Annotated in this window: 10 protein-coding genes and 1 tRNA gene; 6 read left to right on the top strand and 5 right to left on the bottom strand. The window is 49.8% G+C overall.

Features of this window, described 5'->3' with window-relative positions; genetic code table 11:
* Positions 1-324: 324 nt before the first annotated feature.
* The 3 genes from WKJ04_RS17895 to WKJ04_RS17885 all read right to left on the bottom strand — a co-directional run bounded on the left by WKJ04_RS17895 (position 325) and on the right by WKJ04_RS17885 (position 2,219).
* A complete protein-coding gene (locus WKJ04_RS17895) occupies positions 325-1,188 on the bottom strand; it encodes a hypothetical protein (protein WP_337881665.1) in 864 nt (287 codons plus the stop codon).
* Position 1,189: 1 nt separating this feature from the next.
* Positions 1,190-1,999: a hypothetical protein gene (locus WKJ04_RS17890; RefSeq protein WP_337881664.1), complete on the bottom strand. Its 810-nt coding sequence runs from the start codon at positions 1,997-1,999 to the stop codon at positions 1,190-1,192.
* 134 nt (positions 2,000-2,133) lie between these two features.
* A tRNA-Leu gene (locus WKJ04_RS17885) sits at positions 2,134-2,219 on the bottom strand.
* Between the two features lie 320 nt (positions 2,220-2,539).
* Between WKJ04_RS17885 and WKJ04_RS17880 the strand changes: the two genes are divergently transcribed.
* Positions 2,540-3,040: an RDD family protein gene (locus WKJ04_RS17880; RefSeq protein ID WP_337881663.1), complete on the top strand. Its 501-nt coding sequence runs from the start codon at positions 2,540-2,542 to the stop codon at positions 3,038-3,040.
* Between the two features lie 43 nt (positions 3,041-3,083).
* Here the strand turns inward: WKJ04_RS17880 and lptG are convergent, their stop codons facing one another.
* A complete protein-coding gene (gene lptG, locus WKJ04_RS17875; RefSeq protein ID WP_337843473.1) occupies positions 3,084-4,148 on the bottom strand; it encodes an LPS export ABC transporter permease LptG in 1,065 nt (354 codons plus the stop codon).
* Positions 4,141-5,250, bottom strand: coding sequence for an LPS export ABC transporter permease LptF (gene lptF, locus WKJ04_RS17870; protein WP_337881662.1), 1,110 nt, complete (start codon positions 5,248-5,250; stop codon positions 4,141-4,143). Before lptF ends, lptG begins: the two co-directional genes overlap by 8 nt.
* Positions 5,251-5,439: 189 nt before the next feature.
* On the opposite strand from lptF, the gene pepA reads away from it, so the two are divergent.
* The 5 genes from pepA to WKJ04_RS17845 form a co-directional block, all read left to right on the top strand.
* The gene (gene pepA, locus WKJ04_RS17865) at positions 5,440-6,948 is read left to right on the top strand and encodes a leucyl aminopeptidase (RefSeq protein ID WP_337881661.1); all 1,509 of its coding nucleotides are present in this window, start codon (positions 5,440-5,442) and stop codon (positions 6,946-6,948) included.
* 2 nt (positions 6,949-6,950) lie between these two features.
* The gene (locus WKJ04_RS17860) at positions 6,951-7,400 is read left to right on the top strand and encodes a DNA polymerase III subunit chi (protein WP_337881660.1); all 450 of its coding nucleotides are present in this window, start codon (positions 6,951-6,953) and stop codon (positions 7,398-7,400) included.
* 23 nt (positions 7,401-7,423) lie between these two features.
* The gene (locus WKJ04_RS17855; protein ID WP_337881659.1) at positions 7,424-10,303 is read left to right on the top strand and encodes a valine--tRNA ligase; all 2,880 of its coding nucleotides are present in this window, start codon (positions 7,424-7,426) and stop codon (positions 10,301-10,303) included.
* 133 nt (positions 10,304-10,436) lie between these two features.
* On the top strand, positions 10,437-11,735 hold the full coding sequence (locus WKJ04_RS17850; protein ID WP_337881658.1) for an ATP-binding protein: 1,299 nt from the start codon (positions 10,437-10,439) through the stop codon (positions 11,733-11,735).
* Positions 11,735-12,521: hypothetical protein (locus WKJ04_RS17845; RefSeq protein WP_337881657.1), on the top strand; the 787-nt coding region annotated here is incomplete at its 3' end. The genes WKJ04_RS17850 and WKJ04_RS17845, both read left to right, overlap by 1 nt.

Below are 12,521 nucleotides of genomic sequence, written 5' to 3'. Positions count from 1 at the left end.
TCCTTTCAAATACATAGGTAGAATGCCACTTACACAGATTTTTTTACACTCTCTGAACAGCAGACGTTTTGCTGGTATCTATGATCATATTAACTCCAAAGTTACGGTCGGTTTTTCAACCCCATTAGTTTTGCCAGCACACAAGTCTAAGACTCGATTCGCTAAGCATCATTAAGGCTACTCTGAATTTCGATAGTGTCAATAGGGTAGGATTTAGTGCAGACAAACGCTGACCATTAGCCGTGCAGAGGATACTTCGGGCTTCTATCAGTAACAGGAGAAGTCATTTGAACTTTTGGATGATGTGACCTTCTCCCCCGAAAATTAAGCAACTTTAGATTTACACCATTCCGCGATCTCCCCTGCGAGATCTTCAGGTGAACTATGAGCGCCAATGAATACTTTTTTGCTTTTCATATACCAAGCAAAAGTATCAACAACTTCATCAATCTGTGCCTGCTTAGTTTCACTCAATCCTGACGCATTTGTTAAAAAGAAAATGGCTGACTTTGACGTCTTAAGCTCATATCTAGCTAATTCTATGTCCCTTTGAGCATCATATAAGTTGCACTTTACGCGATTCGGATCTGAGTAAACTGCTGAGGCTAATGTTGCAATTCCATCGGTTTTTTTGAAGGGAAGGAAAATGGAATGATTTACGCCACCTTTATCAATGTTGATAAAAGGATTAACTGGACAATGCAGAGAGTATTCAAGCTCTAATTTATCCTTCAATCTCTCTTTCAAGCCAGTATATAAGCCATCACGGTCAACCGGAGAAAATTTATTAACTGCTCTTTTGTTCTGAACTCTTGCAAGGGGGACTACGGTATCAAATAGGCGATTAATAACTGTCTCAGCGTTTAATCCCTGAAAAAATCCATTTGACTTAATGTGGATAGATTCACCAATCACTAAATCAAATCGTTTTACTGAAAGTATGTATTCTCTTGCTACCTTACACGCAAGTTCAGCGCTGAATAAGGCATCTTCAGAGTACAGGCACTTCACACGCTCAAAATTGTCGAGCATCCTAAGACTAATTTCGCCAGCTCGGTCTTTTATGACTCCCCCTATGTTTAACACTTCAGAAGTTGCAATATCAGGCTTCCATTGGACCGTAAACCACTCGCCTTGTATGTTAGCGGAGTAACTTTTTTCTCTTAAAAGGTTGTCAAGCATGTTCATTTCACACCGCCAGTAGCCCGAAGTTATTACTTATTCTAGATTGACTATTTTTAGCTCTCTTCTCTAGAAAATTATTCAAGGCGCCCAACCGTTGTTGATCGTTACTTAACAGTATTCCCCACCAATATTGCAAGTCTGCCAGAGCAAGAGAAAATGAAGTCTCGTGATTCTGTGAAGCAGAGGATATTTTCGCTTTTACTGGTAACGGAGTAGATTGTAATGCCCATAAATTCGTAGCCAATGCATTCTTAGACTCTTTGTACGGATCTAACATTTGAGCTGTCCAGTTTAAGACAAACGGTATATTTGAGTGGTCAATCAAATAAATATCATCTCGCCCTGCGACAACAAGATTGCCTAAGTTCCGATCTTCATTTGCAATCCAATCATCAAACGCAATCGTTTCACTGACCTTACTCCAAGAAGCAACAAGATCCATTAATGATTTGCATTCCGTAAGCGCTCCACTGTTAAAGTACGAACCTGGAGTTACTCCACTAATTTCAGAAATTACAAAAGCCCAATCCCCAAACATTGAGCTATCTTGGAATGCGTCAGGATTAAGTTTAATAAGCCCAGCTCTAAGCGGTACTGGAAGTTGAGAATGTCTGGCTAAGATATAACCTGTAATTTCATTTAAAAGGCCTAGTTCCTCAGTACTTCGGAATCTCTTAACGTAGGCTCTCGTAGTCTTGCCATCATTCCAATTTATGTTGCAGATGTGAGTATCAGCTACTAACCCTTCATTTGGCTTGGCCAAAACTGCTTCTAGTTGGATTTCGGACAAAATTTGAATTAATTCACTTTTCAATATGACCACTCCTTGGTTTACCTAATTCATGACAATTCAATATCATATAAACCTATAAATGACTAGGTTACAACAAGAATATAGTCGCTATGAAAAAGTACTGCTTTGAAGTAGACATAATGGAAAAATTGGATTGGTGCCTAGGGTCGGACTCGAACCGACACGATTATTCATCGGCGGATTTTGAATCCGCTGCGTCTACCGATTTCGCCACCTAGGCATAGGGGACATGCTCTAAAACTTTGCAAATCTTTGCAAGAGATCCGCACTTTTAATAACTCATGAACTGTAGACGTTTCAATGAGTTATGTCTACCACTTTCTCAGACGCTTTGCATTTTGAATCCGCTGCGTCTACCGATTTCGCCACCTAGGCATTTAGGGGTGTGATGTGGGGTAAACGCCTTGCATTATACAAAGGCGAATGGATGTCGCAAGCAAAAAATCTGTCACAGAGTTGCGACTGCGCAAATTTACAGCAGCTTTAAAAAAAATAAAGCGCCGTGATACACTTAGCGCCATTTTGTGATGGATGGAATTCATGATGTATCAGGACAATCCCCGGGCCGGGCTGTTTCGGCGTCTTGCTGCCATGGTGTATGACACCTTGATCCTGGCGGCACTCTGGATGCTGGCCATGGGACTGGCGCTGGCTTTTGTCGCGCTGCTGGACAAAACAGGGCTGATTTCGTTGGCGGCTTACCAGGACGAAGCCGAGTTTATTCAAAAACACGCCCTTTGGTTTCAGCTGTATTCCTTACTGGTGTTTGGCTGGTTTTATCTGTATTTCTGGGTGAAGGGCGGCCAAACCTTGGGCATGCGGGCCTGGCGTATTTTGTTGCTGCGCCCGGATGGTGGACTGATTAGCCTGAAACAGGCCACTATCCGTGTGCTAACCGCCTTCTTTGGCTTGGGCAATTTCTGGGTTTGGGTGCGTTGGGGCAAAGGCCTGGCCCTGCAGGATCAACTGGCTGGCACCATAGTGGTGAAGCTGACCAAAGAGCAAAGCAAAGAGTTAAACCTGCACCGCAGCGCCCACTAAATGAATGGGGTCAGAGTACTACTCTGACCCCATTTTTACTTTTTTATTTTTTCTGCATCAGATAAAGCGCCACCCCAATAAACAGCAGGCTTGGCAGCACAGCGCCCAATAATGGCGGCAGCTGGTACACCAATGCCGCCGGGCCAAACACCTGGTCTGTCATATAAAAGGCAAAACCAGTCAGAATACCCATCAGTACACGGGCTGCCATGGTTACACTGCGCAGCGGGCCAAAAATAAAAGACAACGCCACCAGTAACATAGCCACTATCGTCAGTGGCTGGGTGGCTTTACGCCAATAGGCCAGCTCAAAACGGCTGCTGTCCTGCTGATTACTGGCCAGGTACTCGATATAGGCCGACAGGCCAGTGATCGACAACAGCTCGGGTTTCACTGTCACTACGCCCAGCTTGTCCGGCGTTAAGGTAGAGCGCCAGCGCTGTTCCTGCCACTGGTGTTTCTCCACTTTGTCGTCACGAAAGTGCAAGCGGCTGACGTCGGTTAACCGCCAGGCATTGCTGATATAGGTTGCAGCTTTGGCACTGACTATCGCCTGCAGTTTCAGCTCGTCGTCAAACTCGTAAATGGTGAGGTCAGTCAGATTACCGAAATCATCCACCTGGCGGATATTAATAAAATGGTCACCGTCTTTGGCCCACACCCCTTGCCGGGCCGAAATTAAATCGCCGCCGGATATGGCTTTGGTGCGCAGCTCACGGGCGGCTTTTTCTGCCGTTGGTGCACCCCACTCCCCCACTAACATAATCAGCGCCATCAGCAGCAAAGCCGTTTTCATCACCGACAGAATAATATTCAGCCGCGACAGACCAGCCGCCTGCATCACCACCAGTTCACTGTTGCTGGCCAGCATGCCCAGACCAATCAGGCCGCCAATCAGGGCGGCCATCGGGAAAAACATCACCAGGTCACCGGGCGAGCTGAACAGGGTAAATAACCCCGCGGCCAGCATGTCATAGTCGCCGCGGCCTACCTGTTTGATTTGATCAATAAAACGAAACATGCCGGACAGAATCACCAGCACTGCGGTGGTCAGCAAGGTGGTGGTGAAAATGGTGCGGCCTATGTACAGGTCGAGGATCTTAAACATAAGCCCCCCGCCGCGTCAGCAGTGCTTTTAGCTTTTGCCCTGCGGTGCGGTGTTTCACCAGCAACGCCGTGCCGAAGGCCAGCCCCAGCGCGTGGATCCACCACATGCCCAGCGCTTCTGGTAATTTGCCGTCTTCCAGCGCTGAACGGCTGGCAATCAGCAAAATGTAATACAGCAGGTACAGCGCCAGTGCCGGCAATAAACGGCCAAACTTGCCCTGCCGTGGGTTCACCTTGGCCAGCGGTACCGCAATAAACATTAAAATGGGAATAGACAATGGTATGGCTAAGCGCCAGTGCAGTTCAGCAGCCGCCTCTGGTCCGCCTTGCTTCATTAACTCGTTGGTTTGCAGACTGCTGATTTTCCGCCGCTTTTGCTCAACTTCCTGCTCACGGATCTGAATTTGGTAGCTGTCAAACTCCACCACTTCAAAGGCTGGCGAACTGTTGGTTCCGGAGTAACGGCGGCCTTTGTCCAGCACCAGGGTTTGGGCACCATTGGCATCTTCTTTCACCTGGCCGGATTCAGCATAAACAATAGAGCTGCCATCTTCGGCTCTGGCACCATTTTGCGCCAGAAACACCCGCTGCAGGCCACCGCCTTCACGGCTGATGTCATGCACGAAAACCACAGCTTTTTCATTGGAGGTTTGTTGAAAGCGGCCGGGGATCAGGGTCGAAAGCCCGGAGTCGGCTTCGGCTTTTTCCATGATCTGGTATTCGCGTTCCATGGCCCAGGGGCTTAAATACAGCGTTAAAAAGCCGGACGCCAGCGCCATCACCACACTCAAAACCAAAGTCAGCCGGGTGATATACCACTCGCTGATGCCGGTGGCATGCAACACTGTCATTTCACTGTCAGCGTAAATCCGGCCGTAGGCGATTAAAACACCCAAAAATGCACTTAATGGCAAAATTAATACCGCAAGCTGGGGTAATTTCAGTGATAAAATGGTCAGCACCAACTGACCCGGAAGCTCGCCTTCCGAGGCATCAGCCAATATTTTCACGAAGCGCTGGCTCATGATAATGGTGATCAGGATCAGGAAAACAGCTAACTGGCTTTTGAACACTTCACCAATCAGATAACGAAAAACAATCAAAAATGCCCCCTGAAACCTGTCTTTTTTGCTGGAACACTGGCAATTTTTCAGTAAACTGCATATTTATAGCAATTATTATTGACTAAAGTGGCAATAAATCCGAGCTTTTTTGTATGGCGCGGATAAATTTTCACCTTCAGCCCGAGTTGCGGTTTGCAGACTCTGGCGTACTTAGAAGCAGGAGTGAACATGGAGTTCAGCGTAAAAAGCGGAAGTCCGGAAAAACAACGCAGTGCGTGCATTGTGGTGGGTGTGTATGAACCCCGCCGGTTATCTGCCGTTGCCGAACAACTGGATAAAATCAGCGAAGGTTACATCAGTAATCTGTTGCGCCGCGGCGATTTGGAAGGCAAACCCGGCCAGATGCTGTTGTTGCACCATGTCCCCAATGTGCTGAGTGAACGTGTGTTACTGGTGGGTTGTGGCAAAGAGCGTGAGCTGGACGAACGTCAGTACCGCCAAATCATTGCTAAAACCATCAGCACCCTGAATGAAACCGGCTCAATGGAAGCGGTGTGTTTCCTGTCTGAATTGCATGTCAAAGGCCGTGACACTTACTGGAAAGTGCGTCACGCGGTGGAAACGACCCAAGATTGCCTGTATGTATTCGACAAACTAAAAAGCCGCAAAGACGAAACCCGTCGTCCTCTGCGCAAAATCGTGTTTAACGTGCCGACCCGCCGCGACCTGACCATAGGCGAGAAAGCTGTAGAACATGGCCTGGCAGTGGCTGCTGGTATTAAAACCAGCAAAGACGTGGCCAATATGCCACCGAATATCTGCACCCCGGCCTATCTGGCCGATCAGGCCAAAGCCCTGACCAATCTGTCGGACAAAGTGTCGGTGGATGTGTTAGGCGTGCCGGAGATGACAGCGCTGGGTATGAACAGCTATTTAGCGGTCGCCCGGGGCTCAGAAAACGAAGCCAAAATGGCGGTGATCCATTACAAAGGCGCCGGCAATGACAGCGCCCCCGTCGTGCTGGTGGGCAAAGGCCTGACCTTCGACACCGGCGGTATCAGCATTAAACCGTCCGACGCGATGGATGAAATGAAATACGACATGTGTGGTGCAGCGTCCGTACTGGGCACTGTGCATGCCGCCGCCAGTCTGAACCTGCCAATTAACATTGTCGCAGTGCTGGCCGGTGCGGAGAATATGCCGGATGGCCGCGCTTACCGCCCGGGCGACATTCTGACCACCATGTCAGGCCAGACCGTAGAAGTACTGAATACAGACGCTGAAGGCCGTCTGGTGCTGTGTGACGCCCTGACCTATGTGGAGCGTTTTGACCCGGATGTGGTGATTGACGTGGCGACCTTAACAGGCGCTTGTGTCATCGCGCTGGGTAAACATGCCTCCGGCTTGCTGAGCAATCACAATCCACTGGCGCATGAACTGCTTAACGCGTCCGATCAGTCTGGTGATCGTGCCTGGCGTTTACCGCTGTGGGATGATTATCAGGATCAGCTGGAAAGCCCCTTTGCTGACTTCAGCAACCTGGGTGGCCGTGCTGCCGGTACTATTACCGCCGCCTGCTTCCTGTCACGCTTTACCCGCAAATACAACTGGGCGCACCTGGATATTGCCGGTACGGCCTGGCGAAGCGGAGGCAAAGACAAAGGCTCAACCGGCCGCCCTGTCGCTATGCTGACGCAGTTTTTAATTAACCGGGTTGGTACCGGTCTAGAGGATTAACAGTGCCCACTGTGACCTTTTATCTGCTGGCTGAACAGGCCGCAGCACCACAACCAGAGCTGGCCGACGCGCCAGCTCGTTTTATTCAGGCCGCCCGCCTTTGTGCCGATTTGTACCGGCAAAACCAGTGGGTCTTTGTGTTCTGCCAAAATCAGGCCGACGCCGAGACGCTGGATGAGGTATTATGGCGCTTTGATCCAGACCGTTTTGTGCCCCATAACCTGGCGGGGGAAGGCCCGTCGCGTGGGGCTCCGGTGGAGATCAGCTGCCAGCCGCCGCGCAGCAGCAGAGCCGTGCTGGTGAATTTATCCGACAACGTGCCGCCCTTCGCCGCCCGTTATCAGCAAGTGATTGAATTTGTTCCCGCCGATGATGATGGCAAACAGCTGGCGCGGGAAAAATTTAAAGTTTATCGACAAGCGGGCCAGGCCCCGCAGACAGTGCAGCTGTAAGGCTGCCGACAGGTACAGAGACAATGGAAAAGACCTTTAACCCCAGCAGCATCGAACAGGCCATGTATCAGGCCTGGGAAAGCCAGGGCTATTTCAAGCCTTCTTACGACAACAGCAACGGCGCTTATTGCATCATGATCCCGCCACCTAATGTGACGGGCAGCCTGCATATGGGCCACGCCTTCCAGCAAACCATTATGGATGCGCTGATCCGCTACCAACGCATGCAAGGTAAAAACACTTTGTGGCAGGTGGGGACAGACCACGCCGGTATTGCCACGCAAATGGTGGTAGAGCGGAAGCTGGCCGCTGAAGGTATGCCTGGCCGCCACGAGCTGGGCCGTGACGCTTTCATTGAAAAAGTCTGGCAGTGGAAAGCTGAATCCGGCGGCACCATTACGTCGCAAATGCGCCGTCTGGCGGCGTCGGTCGACTGGGATAAAGAACGTTTTACCATGGACGAAGGCCTGTCCAATGCGGTGCAGGAAGTCTTTGTGCGTTTGTATCAGGACGACCTGATTTACCGCGGCAAACGCCTGGTAAACTGGGACCCTAAACTGCATACCGCTATTTCCGACCTGGAAGTGGAAAACAAAGAACAAAAAGGTTCGTTCTGGCACCTGCGCTACCCGCTGGCCGATGGCGTAAAAACCGCCGATGGCAAAGATTATATTGTGGTCGCCACCACCCGGCCTGAAACCATGCTGGGTGATACAGGTGTGGCGGTAAACCCGGATGACGAGCGGTATCAGTCGCTGATTGGCAAGTTTATTCAGTTGCCACTGGTGAACCGCCGTATTCCTATAGTGGCTGACGAACACGCCGACAAAGAAAAAGGTTCAGGCTGCGTCAAAATCACCCCGGCCCACGACTTTAACGACTACGAAGTGGGCAAACGCCATCAATTGCCCATGATCAACGTGATGACGCCGGACGCCACCATTCGCCCTGAAGGCGAATGTTTCTTCTGCAACGGCGAAGAAAATCACGACCTGTCGGCCCCTATTCCGGTTGAGTACCAGGGCCTGGACCGTTTTGCTGCCCGTAAAGCCATAGTGGCCGCCTTTGAGGCCGCTGGCCTGCTGGAAAAAATTGAAGAAATTAACAACACCCTGCCCTACGGTGACCGTTCTGGTGTGGTGATTGAACCCTTGCTGACCGACCAGTGGTATGTGCGGGTGGCGCCTTTGGCCAAAACCGCCATTGAAGCGGTGGAAAACGGCGATATTCAGTTTGTGCCCAAGCAATACGAAAACATGTACTTCAGCTGGATGCGTGACATTCAGGACTGGTGTATCAGCCGTCAGCTGTGGTGGGGCCACCGTATTCCGGCCTGGTACGACAGCGAAGGCAAAGTGTACGTGGGCCGCAATGAAGCCGAAGTGCGCGCCAAACATGGTCTGGCCGACAGTGTTGCCCTGCGTCAGGACAATGACGTGCTGGACACCTGGTTCAGCTCTGCACTCTGGACTTTCTCAACCCTGGGCTGGCCTGAGGAAACACTGGATTTAAAAACCTTCCACCCGACCGATGTGTTGGTGACAGGTTTTGACATCATTTTCTTCTGGGTGGCCCGGATGATTATGATGACGATGCACTTCATTAAAGATGAAAACGGCAAGCCGCAGGTTCCGTTTAAGACGGTCTATGTGACAGGCCTGATCCGCGATGAAAACGGCGACAAGATGTCGAAGTCCAAAGGCAACGTGATTGACCCGCTGGATATGATTGACGGCATCAGTCTGGACGACCTGCTGGAAAAACGCACCAGCAATATGATGCAGCCACAACTGGCGCAAAAAATTGCCGAGCGGACCAAAAAACAATTCCCGGAAGGCATTGAAGCTTCAGGCACTGACGCGCTGCGCTTTACGCTGGCTGCGCTGGCCTCGACCGGTCGCGATATCAACTGGGATATGAAACGCCTGGAAGGTTACCGTAACTTCGTCAACAAGTTATGGAATGCCAGCCGTTACGTAATGATGATGACAGACGGCAAAGACTGCGGCCTGGCTGTTGATGGTAAGAGCAGCGCAGAGGTGACGCTGTCACTGGCTGACCAGTGGATTTTGTCTGCGTACAACGACTGCGTGGCCACCTTCCGTCAGCATCTGGACAACTACCGTTTTGATCTCGCGGCCAACACGCTGTATGAGTTCACCTGGAACCAGTTCTGTGACTGGTATCTGGAGCTGACCAAACCTGTGTTATTTAAAGGCGATGAAGCGCAGCAACGCGGCACCCGCCGCACCCTGGTGCAGGTACTGGAAAGCCTGCTGCGCCTGATGCACCCGTTGATGCCATTTATCACCGAAGAGATCTGGCACAAAGTGGCGCCACTGGCCCGCGCCGATTACAGTGCCGACCAGAGCATTATGAATCAGTCCTTCCCGCAGACGGACATTAGTCTGAGCAATAGTCAGGTGGAAGCCGATATTGACTGGGTGAAGAACTTTATTCTGGCCATTCGGGTGGTGCGTGGTGAGATGGACATTGCCCCTACCAAACCGCTGCCTGTGCTGCTGCGTAACCTGTCCGCCGACGACAGCCGTCGCCTGGCCACCAACGAAGCGCTGCTGCTGAACCTGGCCAAGCTGGACAGCATTACAGTGCTGGACGCCGGTGCCACAGCACCAGCCAGCGCCACCCAGTTGTTAGGCGCTATGGATATTCTGATCCCAATGGCTGGCCTGATTGACAAAGAAGCCGAGCTGGCCCGTATTGCCAAGGCACTGGAAAAACAACAGCAGGAGCGTGATCGGGTGGCCGGCAAGCTGGCCAACGAAGGCTTTGTGGCCAAAGCACCGGAAGCTGTGTTGGCGAAAGAGCGCGAAAAACTGGCCGACGCCGAAGCTGCCATTGCCAAGCTGCAAGCGCAGCAGGTGGAAATAGCCGCGATTTAACTCGTAGAACGATCAGTCGCCCTCCCTTTAGGAGGGCGACTGAAGTTGTAGTATCAGAATTTAAACCTAAGCAATGCCCCATGGAATTCAACATGGTACATTGATTAAAACTCTTAGATGGTCAGGATTTGACATGAGCTCTGCTAAAGATTTTCATAATGCTTTTTTAGACACCAGCCGCCCTGAAAAGGTGATGTCTTATTATGTCAACAGAGCCATCGACGACACACAAGACAGTGTGGCAGAAATGAAACAAGCCGTTGAGTGGGAAGAAACCCCCGGCTGTTACTTATTCTCAGGTTTACGAGGCGCAGGTAAAACCACAGAATTACAAAGGCTGACAACCGAATTAGCTGATGCGAATATCCCGGCATTTTATTGCAATGCCGATGCTTATTTAGATTTAAACGACCCGACTATTACTCAGGCTGAATTAATTTTTACCGCTTTAGCCGGTTTAGCTGATGCCGTCAAAGCTGCCTACGGGAAAGAGTTTTTGCAGCAAACTTTATGGGAACGGGTGAAATCCACCATGAATTCCGAAGTTGAACTGCAACCCACGCTAAAAACCGCCGCGCCCGGTTTTGAAGCTGAAGTCCAGTTTTCGCTTAAAGAAAACCACACGTTTAAACAAGAGCTGATTAAATTCGCGGCCAGTTCAGGTAGCTTTTTTCATGAGGCAAACCAGTTTGCCAATGAAGTTGCTGCTTTTGTAAAACAGCAGACGAAGCAAAGCAAAATTGTGTTAATTGTTGACTCACTGGAGCGTTTGTCTGCACCAAACGGCCAGGAGCATTTGTTGTTTGAATCCTTAAAAGAGCTGTTTTTTAACTCACCCTCCCGCTTATTTTTTGACTCTATCAGCGTGATTTACACTGTGCCCCCTTATATCCATGCGGTATTGCCAGGTATTGACCAGTTCTATTCAGGTATTTTTTCACTGCCTAATTTCAAAATTATGCAAACCCCCAAACCAAGTCACGCTATTGAGCGAAATGACAACGGCATCGCCAAAATGGTAGAAGTGGTGGCTAAGCGTTTTCCTGACTGGCAACAATATCTAACCACCGCAGTCATTGAAGAATTCGCTTGGTTGTCTGGTGGTAATATCCGTCGTATGTTTGCATTGATCCGGCACACGACAAGAAAAGCAGTGTTAGGCAAAGTGGTTTTTCCTGTTGCTGAGATCACCAGTGAACCTGTTGAGCAAGCCATTGCAGAAGAGACAAAAAATATCCAGTGGTTAAATGCACAGGATAGAAAATGGCTGCTGCATTGCCAGGAGCACAGTGGTCAGTTAGCTCAGTGCATTAAAAACCTGCAAGAGGATTTGCCTCCTATTATCAGATTATTCGATCATTCTTTAGTACTGAATTATCAAAATGGTCGTGTCTGGTATCAGGTACCACCCATTATTCATGGCAAAATTTAATGCAACCAACTGGTTTTGAAAGCATTTGGGCAGAACTGAAACTTAGCCTGGAATGGCATCAGGAGTTTTCGCTGTTTTTTGTATTGGTGCAAAACACCAAGGCAGCCCATGAGCTAAGGCAACGTGTCAGCGACTATATGCGCAGCCACAGCAAGCCGCTGCGCTTTATTAAAGCAAACACCCCTGCCGATTTACCTCATAAAGTGATTCAAACCGTATTTAACCGGCCAGAGGTGCTGCACCAGCCTATCTGGCTGGAATTAACGACCTTAGATGACACAGGTTTATGGGATCAACTAAGAGGCCAAACCTTAGCCACCCTTAATAAACGCCGCAGCCAATTGGAGAACACCATTCAAAGCCCTGTGTTTATTGAACTGCCTTATAAAAACGCAGCAGACATAGTCAGTTGGGCACCTGACCTGTGGAGTATTCGTCAGCAAATTATTGAAGTAATAAACTGGTCAGAACAGACACGTGTTGAAGAGAATCAGGATTTTCCGTTGCATAGCAACACGGAAGCGCTGCCTTCAACTCAGTTGGCCGAAGCACTTGGGCAGGCACGGTCCAAAATCCAAAAACTGCATAGTGCGGACACGGCACAAAAAAAACGGAACTTATCCATCGCTTTGGACGAACTGGGCGCGCTGTTAGAACAAACTCAGCAATTGCCAGAAGCCAAAGCCGCGTTTACACAGAGCCTGGAAATTTGCCAACAACTGCAGCAGAGCCTGGGCGATAGCCCGCAAGTACTGCGTGACCTGTCGGTGTCTTTTGATAAAGTCG

Origin of the sequence: Rheinheimera sp. (assembly GCF_037442345.1) — a bacterium.
Classification (GTDB): Bacteria; Pseudomonadota; Gammaproteobacteria; order Enterobacterales; family Alteromonadaceae; genus Pararheinheimera.
This window is presented reverse-complemented; position numbering and strand designations above follow the sequence as displayed.

Bases quoted from the DNA above. Each gene is read 5' to 3' on its own strand.
- WKJ04_RS17855 (WP_337881659.1), top strand. From the start codon at position 7,424: ATGGAAAAGACCTTTAACCCCAGCAGCATCGAACAGGCCATGTATCAG.
- WKJ04_RS17880 (WP_337881663.1), top strand. From the start codon at position 2,540: ATGATGTATCAGGACAATCCCCGGGCCGGGCTGTTTCGGCGTCTTGCT.
- WKJ04_RS17850 (WP_337881658.1), top strand. From the start codon at position 10,437: ATGAGCTCTGCTAAAGATTTTCATAATGCTTTTTTAGACACCAGCCGC.
- pepA (WP_337881661.1), top strand. From the start codon at position 5,440: ATGGAGTTCAGCGTAAAAAGCGGAAGTCCGGAAAAACAACGCAGTGCG.
- WKJ04_RS17895 (WP_337881665.1), bottom strand. From the start codon at position 1,188: ATGAACATGCTTGACAACCTTTTAAGAGAAAAAAGTTACTCCGCTAAC.
- lptG (WP_337843473.1), bottom strand. From the start codon at position 4,148: ATGTTTAAGATCCTCGACCTGTACATAGGCCGCACCATTTTCACCACC.